Source organism: Streptomyces sp. NPDC045899 (assembly GCF_056431485.1).
On sequence record NZ_JBWKKP010000022.1, the window covers coordinates 120,553 to 134,979 of the forward strand.

The following is a 14,427-nucleotide window of genomic DNA, read 5'->3' on the forward strand; positions in this document are numbered from 1 at the left end:
GGTGTGTCACCACACGTGTTCCTCCGTACTGGCCAGGATCTCGGCGATGTGCACCGGGCGCACCGCCGAGCCCTGCCGGGCGAGGGTGCCGCCGATGTGCATCTGGCAGGAGTTGTCCACCGTGCACACCGCCTGCGCGCCCGTCGCGGTGATGTTGCGTGCCTTGTCCTCGCCCATCGCCGCGGAGACGGCCGCGTTCTTCACGGCGAACGTACCGCCGAAACCACAGCACTCCTCGGCGCCCGGCAGTTCCACCAGCTCCAGGCCCCGCACCGCGCCGAGCAGCGCCCGCGGCCGGTCGCCGAGGCGGAGCATCCGCAGTCCGTGACAGGTGGGGTGGTACGTCACGGTGTGCGGGTAGTACGCGCCGACGTCCGTCACCCCGAGCACATCCGTCAGGAACTCCGTGAACTCGTGGGTCCGGGGGACCACGGTGGCGGCGGCCTCGGCGAGCTCCTGGCCACGGCCCTCCGCGGCGGCCTTCGCGCCGATCCTGGGGTAGTTGTCCCGGACCATCGCGGCGCATGAGCCGGACGGGGTCACGATGTGGTCATAGCCCCGGAAGGCGGTGGCGTAGCGGCGGACCAGCGGTTCCGTCTCATGGCGGTAGCCGGTGTTGAAGTGCGGCTGGCCGCAGCAGCTCTGTGCGGCGGGGAAGCCCACCTCGACGCCGAGCCGTTCCAGCAGGGTGACCACGGCCCGGCCGGTGCGCGGGTAGAGGGTGTCGTTGACGCACGTGATGAAGAGCCCTACGCGCACCGTTCCTCCTCCGGCCGGGCGGCGGCCCGGTCCCACACCGAATGATCACCCGTGGGCTCATACTGCCGCAGCGACCGGGTGCTGTGAAGCAGCGCGGACCTCGTCGTATCCCCGCTACCGGCGGGTACCGCGCACTACGATGAGGCCGCGACCCCGGTGGGTCGCGGGAGCCGGAGGGCCGGGGTCGTGGGACGCATGGTGGGGATCAAGGACGTCGCACGTCAGGCGGGGGTGTCGGTCGGTACGGTGTCGAACGTGATCAACCGGCCGGATCTGGTGGCCGAGGGGACGCGGGACCGTGTGCAGGCGGTGATCGAGCGGCTGGGGTACGTGCGCAGCGAGTCGGCTCGGCAACTGCGGGCGGGGCGCAGCCGGATCATCTCGCTGCTGGTGCTGGACATGGCCAATCCGTTCTTCGTGGACGTGGCCAGCGGTGCGGAGCGGGCCGCGCGTGAGGCGGGGCTCGGGGTGATGGTGTGCAACAGCGCCCAGAGCTCCGATGAGGAGGCCGACTATCTGTCCCTCTTCGCCGAGCACCGGGTGCGCGGGGTGCTGGTCACCCCGGCCGACGCCGACGGGGCCAATCTGCGCGACTTCCGCCGCCATGACATCCCGTTCGTCCACGTGGACCGCGAGGTGCCGGCCACCGAGGGGTGTTCGGTGTCGGTCGACGACGTCGAGGGCGGGGCGCTCGCGGGCCGCCATCTGCTCTCCCGGGGCCACCGCGGCATGGTCTACGTGAGCGGTTCGATGCGGCTTCCGCAGTGCCGGGACCGGCTCACCGGGGCCCTCGCCGCGCTCGCCGAACACGGGCTGCCGCCCGGGGCGTTGCACCACATCGAGACCGAGCGGCTGGACGTGGCGGCGGGCCGGGAAGCGGGTGCGCGGCTGCTGGCCATGTCGCCGCGGCCGACGGCGGTGTTCTGCGCGAACGACCTGCTGGCGCTGGGGGTGCTCCAGGCGCTCTTCGCCGCGGGGGTGTCGGTGCCGGGGGAGGTGGCGCTGGTGGGGTACGACGACATCGAGTTCGCGGCGGCGGCAGCGGTACCGCTGACATCGGTGCGGCAGCCCGCGTTCCGGATGGGGCGTACGGCGGCGGACCTGCTGATCGAGGAGACCGGCGAGGAGGCGGTGGACCACCGGCACCGGCGGATCGTGCTCCAGCCCGAACTGGTGGTCCGTGCTTCGACGTCGCGGACGGTGCTGCCGAGACAGGGTTAGCGCGCCGCGGTGTGCGCCGGGCGACCTGTCCCGGCGGCCTCAGAGGGCGGCCGGGACCGTGTCCAGCAGCGCCCGGATCTCCCGCACCGCGGCCCGCCCGGCACGGTTGGCGCCGATCGTGCTCGCTGACGGACCGTAGCCGACGAGGTGGATCCGCGGGTCCCGGACGGCTCGGGTGCCCTCCAGGGCGATGCCTCCGCCCGGCTCGCGCAGCCTCAGGGGTGCGAGATGGTCGATGACGGCGCGGAAGCCGGTGGCCCACAGGATGGTGTCCGCCTCCACCACCCGGCCGTCGTCCCAGCGCACCCCGGTCGGGGTGATCCGGTCGAACATGGGCAGCCGGTCCAGCACCCCCTTCTCCCTGGCCCGCAGCATCGCCTCCGTCATGGGCAGACCGGTCACCGACACCACGCTCCGCGGCGGCAGCCCGCGCCGCACCCGCTCCTCGACCATGGCGACGGCCTCGCGCCCCCGGATCTCGTCGAACCGCCCCTCCCGGAAGACCGGCGGCCGCCGGGTCACCCAGGTCGTCTCCGCCGCCACCTCGGCGATCTCCAGCAGATGCTGCACCCCGGAGGTGCCGCCTCCCACGACGACCACCCGCCGCCCCGCGAACGCCTCCGGGCCGGGGTAGCGTGCGGTGTGCAACTGCCGCCCCCGGAAGGTCTCCTGTCCGGGATAGCGCGGCCAGAACGGGCGGTCCCAGGTGCCCGTGGCGTTGATCAGCGCCCGTGCGGACCAGCTCCCCGCCGCGCTCTCCACCACCAGCCGTCCGCCGTCGCCCTCATGGACCGCGGTGACGTGTACGGGCCGGACGATCCGCAGGTCGAAGGCGCTCTCATAGCGGGCGAAGTATGCGGAGATCACCTGGGAGGACGGCCGCTCCGGATCGGCGTCCTCGTCGGCCAGCCGCATCCCCGGCAGGTCGTACATCCCGTGCACCTTGCCGTAGGTCAGCGAGGGCCAGCGGAACTGCCACGCGCCGCCCGGCCCCGGGGAGTGGTCCAGCACCACGAACCCGGTGCCCGGCTCGTACCCCGCCCGCCGCAGGTGGTACGCGGCGGACAGCCCCGCCTGCCCGGCGCCCACGACCACCACATCCACGTTGTCCATGCCTCCACCAACCCGCCGGGGTGGTGGGATCTTCCCGGCGGGGCGACGGGCGGGCCACCGCCCGCCACCGGCCGGGTACGAGGATGGGGGTATGACCTTCCGTACGCATGTCCTCGAGATCACCACCGGCTCCCGCGAGATCGTCGCCGACCTCACGGCCGACTGCGCGGCCTTCGTGCGGGAGGCGGCGGACGGCGGCGACGGGCTGTTGAACGTGTTCGTCCCGCACGCCACCGCCGGGGTGGCCGTCCTGGAGACGGGCGCGGGCAGCGACGCCGATCTGCTCGCCGCCCTGCGCGACCTGCTGCCCGCCGACGACCGCTGGCGCCACCGGCACGGCAGCCACGGCCACGGCCGGGACCATGTGGTGCCCGCCATCGTCCCGCCGCATGCGACGCTTCCGGTCATCGGCGGGGCGCTCGCGCTCGGCACCTGGCAGTCGGTGTGCCTGGTCGACACCAACCGGGACAACCCGCACCGTCAGGTGCGGTTCAGCTTCCTGGGCTGACGTACGCGCGATGCCCGTGCGCGCACGGTGTGATCAGCCGTCCTGCCGCTCCGCGTTCTTCTCCTTGATCCGCGCCGTTTCCTTGCGCACATCGGCCTGGGTGGCCCGTTCCCGCTCCAGCCACTCGGGCCGGTCCTCCTTCAGGGCGTCGATCTGCTCGGTGGTGAGCGGCTCGGTGATCCCGCCGCGGGCGAGACCCGCGATGGAGGTGCCCAGCTTCGCCGCGACCACCGGGCGCGGGTGCGGGCCGTTGCGGCGCAGCTCCCGCAGCCACTCGGGCGGATCGGCCTGCAGCGCGTTCAGTTCGGCGCGCGAGACGACGCCCTCCTGGAACTCGGCGGGGGTGGCCTGGAGGTACACACCCAGCTTCTTCGCCGCCGTGGCGGGCTTCATCGTCTGGGATGTCTGGTGCGACTTCATGTGGTCCAGGGTATCGAGCGTGTGTGCGGCCCCCGACCACGACCGGTAGCCTGGCGGGGTGACCAGCTCGGAAGTGTCCCCGTCGTTCCGGCTCGCGTACGTCCCGGGAGTGACGCCCGCCAAATGGGTGCGGATCTGGAACGAGCGGCTGCCCGATGTGCCCCTGACCCTCGTCGCGGTGTCCACCGCCGAGGCGTCCGGGATGTTGCGGGACGGTGGCGCCGACGCGGGGTTCGTGCGGCTGCCGGTCGACCGGACGGTCTTCAGCGCGATCCCCCTCTACACCGAGACGACGGTCGTCGTGGTGCCGAAGGACCACCTCATCGCGGCCGTGGACGAGGTGTCCGCCGGGGACCTGGCCGATGACATCGTGCTGCACCCCCTCGATGACGTACTGGAGTGGGAGCACCGGCCGGGACGGCCCGCGCTGGAGCGCCCCGCCACGACGGCGGACGCCATCGAGCTGGTGGCGGCCGGAGTGGGAGTGCTCGTCGTACCGCAGTCCCTCGCCCGGCTGCACCACCGCAGGGACCTCACCTACCGCACGGTCACGGACGCCCCCGCGTCACAGGTCGCCCTGTCCTGGCCCGAGGACGCGACCACCGATCTGGTGGAGGACTTCATCGGGATCGTCCGCGGGCGGACCGTCAACAGCTCACGGGGCCGCAAAACGGCCCCGGAGCAGCCGAAGGCGAAGCGTCCGGACACCGGTGGCGCACGGCGCAAGCCCGCCGCGGGCGGCAAGCCCACGGCGGGCCGGGCGGCCGGCAAGAGCCCGCGCGGCGGCTCCGGCGCCCCCAGGGGCGGCAAGCGCGGCAAGCCGCGCCGCCGGTCCTAGGGCGCGGCGTCGCCGTCCTCCCACAGCGCGGGGCGGTGGGAGGTGACGAGCGCGCCGATCCGCGCGAGGACCTCCCCGGCCGGCCGCGGCCCCATCCGGCGACCGTCCCGCAGCCGCAGGCTGATGTGCCCGCCGGCGGCTTCCGCGGCGCCGATGACGGCCTGGTAGGGGATCAGCCGGGCGGCCCGGATGCGGGCGCCCAGACTGCCGCGCTCCGGCTCCGCCACCTCCGCGCGCAGTCCGAGCGAGACACAGCGCCGGACGAACTCCGCGGCGTAAGGCAGCTGGTCCTCGTGCACCGGGAGGACCGCCAGCTGGACGGGGGCCAGCCAGGCGGGGAACGCGCCCCCGTAGGTCTCGATGAGGTGGGCCACCGCGCGCTCGACGCTGCCGATGATGCTGCGGTGCACCATCACCGGCCGGTGCTTCGCCCCGTCCGCGCCGATGTAGTGCAGATCGAACCGCTCGGGCTGGTGGAAGTCGATCTGCACGGTGGACAGGGTGAACTCCCGTCCGGCGCCGTCGGCCATCTGCACATCGATCTTGGGTCCGTAGAACGCGGCCTCGCCCTCGGCCGCCTCGTACGGCAGTCCGCAGCGTTCCAGCACCTCGGTCAGCAGGTCGACCGAGCGCCGCCACAGCTCCGGCGCGGCCACGTACTTGCCGCCGGGGCCGGGGAGCGAGAGCCGGTAGCGGGCCGGGGTGATACCGAGCGCCGCGTAAGCCTCCCGGATCAGCTCCAGCGCGGCCCGTGCCTCGTCCGCCACCTGGTCCAGGGTGCAGAACACATGCGCGTCATTGAGCTGGATGGCCCGGACCCGGCTCAGCCCGCCGAGCACACCCGAGAGCTCGGAGCGGTACATCCCTCCCAACTCGGCCATGCGAAGCGGGAGTTCGCGGTAGCTGTGGGAACGGGAGCGGTAGATCAGCGCATGGTGGGGACACAGGCTCGGCCGCAGGACCACCTCCTCCCCGCCCACGTCCATCGGGGGATACATGTCGTCGCTGTAGTGCGCCCAGTGTCCCGAGATCTCGTACAGCTCCCGTTTGCCGAGCACGGGGGAGTACACATGGCGGTATCCCGCCCGCCGCTCCAGGTCCCGGACGTACTCCTCCAGGCTGTGGCGTACCGCGGCGCCGTCGGGCAGCCAGTACGGCAGCCCCGCGCCCATCAGCGGGTCGGTGTCGAACAGGTCGAGTTCACGGCCGAGCCGGCGGTGGTCGTTCATGGTGGTCTCCTCGCGGACGGCGGGCGAGTGACCACAGCGCGAAGCCCCGGGGCACTCGCCCCGGGGCTTCGGATCAGGACATCGATCAGCGCGCCGGGACTCTGTCCGGCGTCGTCGTCACGGCGATCGCGGCACGCTGCATGACGGAGAGCGTAGCAGTCCGGTCAGTCCTGGGGCGTGCCCGCGGGCAGCTTGCGCCAGGTCACCTGGGTGCGGGTGTGGTACGCCCAGTCGAGCATCTTCTTGGCGTCCGGGTACCGCTTGGCGTCGTTGAGCACCACACCGATGACCGTGCGGCCACCGCGCTTCGCCGCGAAGACGATGCACTTGCCCGCCCGGCTGCCGGTACCGGTCTTCACACCGATCGCGCCGTCGTACGAGCCCAGCAGCTTGTTGGTGCTGGACCAGTAGTAGGTGCGGGTGCGGCCGTTGGCCGCCGGGGCCTGCTGCTCGGTGTCCGTCGACTTCACCACCGTGCGGAAGGTGGCGTTGCCCAGCGCGTGACGCGCCAGCTTCGCCAGGTCCCGGGCGGTGGTGTAGTTGTCGCCGCGGTCGGTGATGCCGTCGAACGAGTCGTAGTGCGTCCTGGTCATCCCCAGCGCGTCGGCCTTCTTGTTCATCTTGGAGATGAACGACGCGGTGCGCTTGGCGGTGGTGTTCCCGGTGCCGAAGGTGTCGGCCAGGGCCATCGCGGCGTCGCATCCGGAGGGGAGCAGCATCCCGTACAGCAGTTGCCGGACGGTGAGTTTGTCGCCCTTCTGCAGATCGGCCTTGCTGCCGCCGCTGCGCTCGATGTAGTCCAGGTACGCCTGGCGCACGGTGACCTTCTTGTCGAGGTTCACCCCGCGGGTGTCCAGCACCACCACGGCGGTCATCATCTTGGTGATGCTGGCCATCTGGCGCTTGGTGTCGGACCCCTTGGCCCACAGCTTCTTGTTCGGGCCGCTGTCGAGCAGATAAGCGCTCTTGGCATGGATCCCCGACGGCCCGGCCGCGGTCGTCCGCCCGGTGGGCTGTGGCTGTGCGGTGGCCGTCGGCGCGGCGACCGACAGCGCCGCCGTGGTGGCGATGACCGCCGCTCCCCAGCGGCGCACCGCCTGACCCCCATGTCGTCCCATACGCCCTCCATCTCCTCAGGTGACTGTTCGGGCGCGCGTATCCTCTCACGGGGACAACATGACGATATGTCGGGGCGTCAGCCGCCGCCGGTGGTCCACGCGTAGGCGGCCCCGGCGTCGAACTCCTCCTGGCCGCCGGGGAAGACGAGCCCCGCGGAGGCGAACGCCGACGGGTCAGGACCGCGCCGCCCGGCGTCCACGGCGTACGGGACGGCGATACATCGCATCCCGGCCCGCCGGGCCGCCTCCACGCCCGGGGCCGCGTCCTCGACCACCACGCAGTCCGCCGGATCGGCCCCCAGCAGCCGTGCGGCGGCAAGGAACACATCCGGCTCGGGCTTGCCGCGGCCGACCTCCTCCGCGGAGACGTACACGGGCAGCAGCGCTCTCAGCCCGGTGGCGGTGAGCGCCGCCTCGATCGCGGCGCGGGAGGAACCGGAGGCGACGGCCAGCCGGTGTCCGGCGGTGTGCAGCCGCTCGACGAAGGAGCGCATCCGGGGGAAGACGGTGGTGCCGCTCCCGGTCAGTTCCAGGTAGTGCCGGTTCTTCACGGCCAGCAGTTCGTCCACGGACACGTCCAGGGCGTAGCGCTCGCGCAGGGCCTCGAGCGTCTCGCGGGTGCCCACGCCGATGAACCGGGAGTGCTCCTCCCAGGTGTACCCGGTGACGCCGTAAAGCTCCAGGGTGCGCCGCCCGGCCTCGTAGTAGTGCGGTTCGCTGTCCACCAGGGTGCCGTCCAGATCGAAGATCACGGCGGGGGTGCGCGGCGGGACCGCCGGCGGCGGTGTCGGACTGCTGCTCATGGCCACCAGCATGCCAAGGCGGTGCTCAGGGCCGGGTCCGCGGCTCCTGGGCGCGGGCCGTCGGGGCGGCCCGGCCCACCGCTTCCACCAGCGGCAGCATCCGGTAGCGCACCCGCTCGCGGAGGGCCATCTCGGTGCGTGTCCGCACCACACCGGGCGTCCGGATCAGCGTCTGGACGACGTCCTCCAGATGCGCGTTGTCCCGCGCCACCACCCGGGTGATCAGATCGCCGCCGCCGGTGATGGAGAACGCCTCGATGATCTCCGGCAGCGCGGCCACCGCGTCGCCGACCTCGTCCAGATGGCCCTGCGTGACCTCGATGTGGACGAACGCCAGGACGGGGTGGCCGAGCGCGGCGGGGGACAGCGACGGGCCGTAGGCCGTGATGACCCCGTCCCGCTCCAGCCGGTCCAGCCGCGCCTGCACCGTGCCCCGGGCGATGCCGAGCGTCCGCGCGTACTCCCGGACACTGGTGCGCGGCTGCTCCAGCAGCAGTCGCAGGATCTTCGCGTCGAGCGCGTCCACCGCTGTCGCCATCGCCCGCCGGCTCCTTTGTGCTGTGTGGTACCCGGGGGCGCTGGTGTCGGTCTGCGGTGCGGCCCCGTCGTTCCACGATACTCACGGCTGTGAGCGGCGCGATCAGCATCGGACAGGCGACGGTTCTCGGTCTGGTGGAAGGGGTGACCGAATTCCTCCCGGTCTCCTCCACCGGACATCTGAAGATCACCGAGGGGCTGATGGGCATCCCGGTGGACCACCGGTCCGTCGTCGCCTTCACCGCGGTGATCCAGGTGGGCGCCATCGCGGCGGCCCTGGTCTACTTCTCCGGGGACATCGCGCGCATCACCCGGGCCTGGGCCCGCGGTCTGGTGCGCCCCGAGGAGCGCTACCGCCACGACTACCGGTTCGGCTGGTGGGTCATCTTCGCCACCCTCCCCATCGTGGCCGTGGGACTGGCGGCCAAGCCGCTGATCGAGGGGCCGCTCGCCTCGCTGTGGGTGGTGGCAGGATCCCTGATCGGGGGCAGCGCGGTGATGTGGGCGGCGGACCGCCGGGGGCGCCACAAGCGCGGTGAGGACGACGCCGGTTTCCGGGACACCATGCTCGTCGGCTGCGCACAGACCCTCGCGCTGCTCTTCCCCGGCTTCTCCCGCTCCGGGGCGACCATGTCCACCGCGCTGCTGCTGGACCTGGACCGGGTGGCGGCCACCCGGCTGTCGTTCTTCCTCGGTATCCCCGCGCTGACCGGCGCGGGTCTGTACGAGCTGAAGGACGCGGTGGGCGCGGGGGTGGCGGTGGCCCCGCTGGCGGTCGGCACGGCCGTGTCCTTCGCGGTGGCCTACGCCTCCATCGCCTGGCTGCTGCGGTACGTGGCGCAGCACTCCTTCAACGCCTTCGTGGTCTACCGGATCGCGGTCGGGCTGCTGCTGTTCGGGCTGCTGGGCGGCGGCGTACTGCACGCCTGAGCCGCCGCCCAGCAGCGGACCGAGGGGCGGAACCGGTCAGCGGTCTGCCGGATCGATGCGCTCGGTCCACACCATGCGTTCCTTGATGTCCGAGGCCGGCCCGCTGTCGTGATTCAGCTTCTGCTGCGCCTTCTGGTAGCCCGGTATGAACGACTCCATGTCGGTGTCGTTCTTCAGTGAGTACTGCACCACCAGCTTGCCGTCGGGGTCGGTGCCCTTGACCTCGTAGTCGATGTCATAGGAACCGAGCAGGGACTGCGCCTCGTTGGTGTCCCCGCCCCACAGGTTGTCGAGCCCGGAGAGACCCGTCATGTCCTTGGCGTAGGTGCCCACCTGGCCCATGAACGACTGACCGGAGATCCGGTGGTGCAGACGGCCCTCCGCATGGCCGTTCTTCCACTGCTCCAGGGTGTCGCCACGGATCTTGTCCATGCTCTCGCTCCTGCGGAGCTGCTCGACGAACGGATCGTGCTGCGAGAACTGGTACATGTCATCACCCGTCCCGGCCACCCAGTTGGTCAGCAGGGTGCGCGGGGTGAGGTGGTTCTTCCGCGGGTCCGGGTCCAGCCCCTTGAGCTCACGGCCGATCTGGTCGAAGCGGTCGGTGCTGATACCGCTGGTGTGGTTGATGTCGGTGTGGACCTTCCCGCCGTTGAACCACAGGTCGGGGCCGATGTTGTCCATCAGTGTGACCGCCAGGTTCTGGTCGGTCACATAGGCGTCCCGGAGGATCATGTCGAGCTCCTTCTGGGGGCCTTCGGCCGCTTTCTTCGCCTTCTTGCTGACCTCGGCGTCCACGTTGCACTCGTCGACCGAGTGCACCTCGCCCCTGGCATCGACGAACAGGTCCTTCCCGAGCCCCGCCACCAGCTCCCGCAGCCGCGTCTGGGCGGCCTTCAGCTCACCCGCCCCGTCCTCCAGCGAACGGCGCACCGCGTCCACGACCTTGGCGGCGGCGGTGACCTGGCGCTGGATGTCATCGATCTGCGCCCAGGCGTAGGGGGCGGCCATCCCCTCCCAGTACCCCTTGTCCTTCAGGGGTTTGAGCACCTCGTCACGGACCTTGTCGTCAAGATTCCTGACCTTGTCGTGGACGGCCTTCCACGCCTCCGCCAGGGTCTCCAGCGCTCCGAAGTCGGCCGTCTTGAGCGCCTCGTAGTAGGAGATGGGGGCGGTCACCGGTACCTCCATATCGACGAGGCCGACGGATCCAGCGGCGGGGCGGTCCGGTCCAGGAGGAACGGGCTCTTCTTGCCCTGGCCGAAGGTGCCCCCGGTGCCCTGGTCCTGCTTCACATGGGTGTTGGCGGCGAGCCGCAGGCTCTCCGAGATATGCGCGAGCCACGCGGTCACCGTGCCCGCCTGCTTCTCCCAGTGCTTGTGGGAACGGGTCAGCGCGCCCTGCACCGCGAGACCCTCGACGCCCTTGGCCGCCTTGGACGTCGGCGCCTCCAGGGAGGCCGCCTGCTTGCGGAGGGTGTCGTAGACGTCGTCCGCCTTGCCCGCCGCGCCGCGCAGCACCCCGGGCGCGATCGCGAGGTGCTGCGGTACGGGGCCCTGGACGCCCGGTGCCAGCGGCCGCTGCGGGGCCGGTGCCGCGGGGTCGTAGATGTTCGGGTCGCCCAGCGGCGCCTTCAGCGGCGGCGGGGCGACCAGTCCGTCGGACAGTGGTTTGCCCGGAGGTAAGGGGAGTTCACTGTCTTTCGGTTGTGGAAGATCGTTATCACCCATCATTTCCCCCGTTCGCCATGGTGATGACCTCCGGATGCTAGCCGAACATCCATGCGACAAAGCCGTCATTATGGTCGCCTGGCAGGCGTATGTGTGCTGGTCGAAAACGCCTAAAAGGACATAGTCGAATGACGTAGGAAACGCGTAGTCCAATGGCTCGCTCCCGGCCGTCCGGAGCGGGCCGGGACTGGGCCAATGGCCCAGCGGACCGGGGCTCTGTTGAGCCACGGGCCCTCCGGGTGCTGTGATGGGGATGTCGATGGCGCTGCGGACCCCCGCGGCGCCTTTTTCATGCGGTTTTCCCACGGGGGCACGCCTTTCGCGTGTGAGGACAAGGAGAACGGGACGCAGTGCTGAAGAGGATGTTCATGGCGCCGGATCCGGGGCGCCTGCGGCTTCGCGTCTCGGCGCGGGCCGTCCTCGGCGTCGGGCTGGCCGTCGCGGTCACCACGGTGGCCGGGCTTCCGCTGCCCGCCGTGATCGCGTCCGGGCTCGCCGCGCTGCTCGCGCTCTTCACCGTGGTCGATCCGACGGTCCGGCGGCAGGCCGTCACCACCGCCGTCCTCCCGCTCGTCGGGCTGCCGGTGCTCGCCCTGGCGGCCGCCCTGCACGGCGCGCCCGCGCTGCGGGACGCCGCCTTCCTCGCCGTCGTCTTCTGCGGGGTGGCCGCCCGGCGCTGGGCGGTCAGGGGCAACGCCCTGGGGATCTTCGCATTCATGATGTTCTTCGCGGCGCAGTTCCTGCACGCGCTGCCCGCGGAGCTGCCGCTGCTGACCGTGGCGGTGCTGACCGGTGTGCTGGCGGCGGCGCTCGTACGCTTCGTCGGCTGGCCGCTGGAGCGGCGTGACCCGCCGCCCGCGGCCCCCGCGCCGCCGGGCGGCCGCGGGCTGGCCCGGCCCGCCACCCGGCAGGCGTTCCAGGCGGTCGTGGCCTGCGCCTTCGCCCTGGCCGTCGGTCAGGCCGTCTCCGGTGAGCGCTGGTACTGGGCCGTCGGCACCGCGTGGTGGATCTTCGTGAACACCGCCTCGCGCGGGGAGACGCTCGTCCGCGGCTTCCGCCGGGTGCTCGGCACCGGCTGCGGGATCGCGGCCGGGCTGGTGGTGGCCGTCCCCCTGCACGGCGCGCCCGCTCCCACCGCCGCCCTCGTCGCCGTCTGCGTCTTCGGCATCTTCTACACCGCCGCGCTGTCCTACAGCTGGATGATGGTGTTCGTGACCCTCATGGCCGGGCTGCTCTACGGACTGCTCGGTGTGCTCCACCCCGGACTGCTCACACTGCGGCTGGAGCAGACCGCCGTCGGCGCGATCGGCGCGGCGCTGGCCGTCGCCGTGGTCCTGCCGGTCACCACGCACGCCGCCAGCGACGCCTGGGTGCGCGGCGCGCTGGAATGCGTACGGCAGTGCGCCGCCGCGTCCGCGCGACGGCTCGCCGGGGACGCGGCGGCCGATCCCGCGCCGCATGTGGCCGAGCTGGAGTCGGCGCTGGTACGGCTGCGGATGTCGGTCGCGCCGCTGCTGCACCCGCTCAGCCCGCTGCGCGCCCGCCGGGTCCGCGCCCGTCAGATCATGGTGGGGCTCGACGACTGCGCCCGGCAGGTGCGCGGTCTCGCCGAGCTGGCCGCCGACCCGGACGCCCGTCATGACGCGCGGCTGATCACCGCCTGCCGCCGGGTGGAGACCGCGGTGGGACGGCTGATGACCCCCGGCGCCGATCCCGCGGCGGCCGCCGAACCCGCCGCGCCCGCGGCCCACGCCGCTCCGCATCCGCAGGTGGACCGGGCCCTGGCCCAGCTGCACGACCTGGAGCGCTCACTGGCCACGCTCGCGGCCCCGCTGGGCGGCCGCACCGCCGCGCCGGTCCGGGCCTGACACCGCGCCCCGCCGGGGCGTGCGCGGGTTCGTACGGCCGGGGGCCCGTGGGACCCGGGTGTCCGGACACGGACCGCCGGGGATCGCTTGGTCTAGACCTTGCTGTTACCGTCGGCCCGGCAGCGGAGTCGGCGGAAGGGCGGCGGGATGGCCAGGACGGACACGGGACAGCGGGCCTTCATCGGGTCGTTCACCTCGGAGGGCGGCGCCGGGATCACCGTGGCCGACCTCGATCCGGAGTCGGGGGCGCTGCGCCCGAGGCACACCACGGACGTGGTCACCAACCCCTCGTACCTGGCCCTCGCCCCGGGCGGGGACGTGCTCTACGCGGTGAGCGAGACCGACGACGGCGCGGCCGCCGCCCTCACGGTCGCCGACCCCGGCCGACCGCCCGTGCCGCTGGCCGGCCCCGGCCCCGTCCCCGTACGCGGCGCGGGGCCCACCCATCTCGCGCTCGCCGCCGGGCATCTGCTCACCGCCAACTACGTGTCCGGCAGCGTCAGCGCGCTCCCGGTGCTGGACGGCGGTGTGCTCGGCGCGCCGACGGCGGTGTTCCAGGACGAGGGCAGCGGGCCGCACCCCGAACGGCAGTGCGGGCCCCATGCGCACGCCGTACACCCCGACCCCTCGGGCCGCTGGCTGCTCACCGTCGACCTGGGCACCGACACCGTACGGATCTACGCCCTGCCCGGCCTCCGGCCGCATACCGCGGTCCCCCTGCGGCCCGGCAGCGGCCCGCGCCACCTCACCTTCCATCCGCGCGGTGAGCGCGCGTACCTGATCAACGAGCTGGAGCCGGTGATCACGACCTGCCGCTGGGACGCGGCGGACGGCACGCTGGAACCGCTCGCCGAGACGCCGGTGCTCCCGGACGGCTCCACGGGCGCGTGCTTCCCTTCCGAGGTGGTGGTCCGGGGGGACGGCCGCGTGCTGTGGGCCGCCGCCCGTGGCTCCGACACCGTCACCACCTTCGCGCTCGACCCCTCCGGTGACCGTCCGGAACCGGTCGCCACCACGCCCTGCGGCGGCAGTTGGCCCCGGGACCTGGCGCTCGGCCCTTCGGGGCGCCATCTGTACGCGGCCAACGAACGCTCGGGCGACGTCACCTGGTTCACCGTGGACCCCACGACGGGGGTGCCGAGCCGGGCCGGGTCCCTCGAGGCGCCCGCCGCGTCCTGCGTGGTGTTCGGCTGAGACAGCTGGCCCTGCGCACGGCGGGGGGGGGGGGGGGGAAACCCCCCCCCCCCCCCCCCCCCGGCCGTGCTTGCTCAGATCCAACAGGGAAGGGCTGGCGGGGAGGGGGGGTCCAACTGCGCCCAGGACCTTCTCCGACCCCAACTTTCCCCCGGCAGG

Annotated in this window: 15 protein-coding genes; 6 read left to right on the plus strand and 9 right to left on the minus strand. The window is 72.4% G+C overall.

The features are described from left to right. Nucleotides 1-6 precede the first annotated feature (6 nt). Entirely contained in the window at nucleotides 7-759 is a 753-nt protein-coding gene (locus tag AC07FT_RS27835) for a (Fe-S)-binding protein (RefSeq protein ID WP_479178595.1), read from the minus strand. 195 nt (nucleotides 760-954) lie between these two features. On the opposite strand from AC07FT_RS27835, the gene AC07FT_RS27840 reads away from it, so the two are divergent. Beyond that, nucleotides 955-1,980, plus strand: coding sequence for a LacI family DNA-binding transcriptional regulator (locus AC07FT_RS27840; RefSeq protein ID WP_479178621.1), 1,026 nt, complete (start codon nucleotides 955-957; stop codon nucleotides 1,978-1,980). A 39-nt stretch (nucleotides 1,981-2,019) separates the two neighbouring features. Here the strand turns inward: AC07FT_RS27840 and AC07FT_RS27845 are convergent, their stop codons facing one another. Continuing rightward, the gene (locus AC07FT_RS27845; RefSeq protein WP_479178597.1) at nucleotides 2,020-3,093 is read right to left on the minus strand and encodes an NAD(P)-binding domain-containing protein; all 1,074 of its coding nucleotides are present in this window, start codon (nucleotides 3,091-3,093) and stop codon (nucleotides 2,020-2,022) included. Between the two features lie 91 nt (nucleotides 3,094-3,184). On the opposite strand from AC07FT_RS27845, the gene AC07FT_RS27850 reads away from it, so the two are divergent. Then, on the plus strand, nucleotides 3,185-3,601 hold the full coding sequence (locus AC07FT_RS27850) for a YjbQ family protein (protein WP_479178599.1): 417 nt from the start codon (nucleotides 3,185-3,187) through the stop codon (nucleotides 3,599-3,601). A gap of 33 nt (nucleotides 3,602-3,634) precedes the next feature. On the opposite strand, the gene AC07FT_RS27855 is transcribed toward AC07FT_RS27850, so the two are convergent. Further along, complete coding sequence (locus AC07FT_RS27855) at nucleotides 3,635-4,021, minus strand: DUF5997 family protein (protein WP_471206568.1); 387 nt, start codon at nucleotides 4,019-4,021, stop codon at nucleotides 3,635-3,637. Between the two features lie 58 nt (nucleotides 4,022-4,079). On the opposite strand from AC07FT_RS27855, the gene AC07FT_RS27860 reads away from it, so the two are divergent. Continuing rightward, on the plus strand, nucleotides 4,080-4,859 hold the full coding sequence (locus AC07FT_RS27860; protein ID WP_479178601.1) for a LysR substrate-binding domain-containing protein: 780 nt from the start codon (nucleotides 4,080-4,082) through the stop codon (nucleotides 4,857-4,859). Here the strand turns inward: AC07FT_RS27860 and thrS are convergent. The 4 genes from thrS to AC07FT_RS27880 all read right to left on the minus strand — a co-directional run bounded on the left by thrS (nucleotide 4,856) and on the right by AC07FT_RS27880 (nucleotide 8,547). Continuing rightward, nucleotides 4,856-6,088 (minus strand): threonine--tRNA ligase, encoded by a 1,233-nt coding sequence (gene thrS, locus AC07FT_RS27865; RefSeq protein WP_479178603.1) that lies wholly within the window; start codon nucleotides 6,086-6,088, stop codon nucleotides 4,856-4,858. The two genes, AC07FT_RS27860 and thrS, sit on opposite strands and share 4 nt — an antisense overlap. 164 nt (nucleotides 6,089-6,252) lie before the next feature. Next, the gene (locus AC07FT_RS27870) at nucleotides 6,253-7,206 is read right to left on the minus strand and encodes a D-alanyl-D-alanine carboxypeptidase family protein (RefSeq protein ID WP_479178604.1); all 954 of its coding nucleotides are present in this window, start codon (nucleotides 7,204-7,206) and stop codon (nucleotides 6,253-6,255) included. Between the two features lie 77 nt (nucleotides 7,207-7,283). Further along, entirely contained in the window at nucleotides 7,284-8,009 is a 726-nt protein-coding gene (locus tag AC07FT_RS27875) for an HAD family hydrolase (protein ID WP_479178606.1), read from the minus strand. 25 nt (nucleotides 8,010-8,034) lie between these two features. Next, entirely contained in the window at nucleotides 8,035-8,547 is a 513-nt protein-coding gene (locus AC07FT_RS27880) for an Lrp/AsnC family transcriptional regulator (RefSeq protein ID WP_479178607.1), read from the minus strand. An 89-nt stretch (nucleotides 8,548-8,636) separates the two neighbouring features. Between AC07FT_RS27880 and AC07FT_RS27885 the strand changes: the two genes are divergently transcribed. Then, entirely contained in the window at nucleotides 8,637-9,476 is an 840-nt protein-coding gene (locus AC07FT_RS27885; protein WP_471206553.1) for an undecaprenyl-diphosphate phosphatase, read from the plus strand. Nucleotides 9,477-9,512: 36 nt separating this feature from the next. On the opposite strand, the gene AC07FT_RS27890 is transcribed toward AC07FT_RS27885, so the two are convergent. After that, nucleotides 9,513-10,655, minus strand: coding sequence for a hypothetical protein (locus AC07FT_RS27890; protein WP_479178609.1), 1,143 nt, complete (start codon nucleotides 10,653-10,655; stop codon nucleotides 9,513-9,515). After that, the gene (locus tag AC07FT_RS27895; protein ID WP_479178611.1) at nucleotides 10,652-11,206 is read right to left on the minus strand and encodes a hypothetical protein; all 555 of its coding nucleotides are present in this window, start codon (nucleotides 11,204-11,206) and stop codon (nucleotides 10,652-10,654) included. The genes AC07FT_RS27890 and AC07FT_RS27895 overlap by 4 nt, the downstream gene beginning before the upstream one ends. A gap of 362 nt (nucleotides 11,207-11,568) precedes the next feature. Between AC07FT_RS27895 and AC07FT_RS27900 the strand changes: the two genes are divergently transcribed. Both AC07FT_RS27900 and AC07FT_RS27905 read left to right on the plus strand, forming a co-directional pair. Next, the gene (locus tag AC07FT_RS27900) at nucleotides 11,569-13,074 is read left to right on the plus strand and encodes an FUSC family protein (protein ID WP_479178622.1); all 1,506 of its coding nucleotides are present in this window, start codon (nucleotides 11,569-11,571) and stop codon (nucleotides 13,072-13,074) included. A 147-nt stretch (nucleotides 13,075-13,221) separates the two neighbouring features. Then, the gene (locus tag AC07FT_RS27905) at nucleotides 13,222-14,268 is read left to right on the plus strand and encodes a lactonase family protein (RefSeq protein ID WP_479178612.1); all 1,047 of its coding nucleotides are present in this window, start codon (nucleotides 13,222-13,224) and stop codon (nucleotides 14,266-14,268) included. Nucleotides 14,269-14,427 lie beyond the last annotated feature (159 nt).

Coding starts and splice junctions, on each gene's coding strand:
- AC07FT_RS27875 (WP_479178606.1), bottom strand. CDS start 8,009: ATGAGCAGCAGTCCGACACCGCCGCCGGCGGTCCCGCCGCGCACCCCC.
- AC07FT_RS27900 (WP_479178622.1), top strand. CDS start 11,569: ATGTTCATGGCGCCGGATCCGGGGCGCCTGCGGCTTCGCGTCTCGGCG.
- AC07FT_RS27840 (WP_479178621.1), top strand. CDS start 955: ATGGTGGGGATCAAGGACGTCGCACGTCAGGCGGGGGTGTCGGTCGGT.
- AC07FT_RS27880 (WP_479178607.1), bottom strand. CDS start 8,547: ATGGCGACAGCGGTGGACGCGCTCGACGCGAAGATCCTGCGACTGCTG.
- AC07FT_RS27870 (WP_479178604.1), bottom strand. CDS start 7,206: ATGGGACGACATGGGGGTCAGGCGGTGCGCCGCTGGGGAGCGGCGGTC.
- AC07FT_RS27895 (WP_479178611.1), bottom strand. CDS start 11,206: ATGGGTGATAACGATCTTCCACAACCGAAAGACAGTGAACTCCCCTTA.
- thrS (WP_479178603.1), bottom strand. CDS start 6,088: ATGAACGACCACCGCCGGCTCGGCCGTGAACTCGACCTGTTCGACACC.
- AC07FT_RS27850 (WP_479178599.1), top strand. CDS start 3,185: ATGACCTTCCGTACGCATGTCCTCGAGATCACCACCGGCTCCCGCGAG.
- AC07FT_RS27905 (WP_479178612.1), top strand. CDS start 13,222: ATGGCCAGGACGGACACGGGACAGCGGGCCTTCATCGGGTCGTTCACC.
- AC07FT_RS27855 (WP_471206568.1), bottom strand. CDS start 4,021: ATGAAGTCGCACCAGACATCCCAGACGATGAAGCCCGCCACGGCGGCG.
- AC07FT_RS27845 (WP_479178597.1), bottom strand. CDS start 3,093: ATGGACAACGTGGATGTGGTGGTCGTGGGCGCCGGGCAGGCGGGGCTG.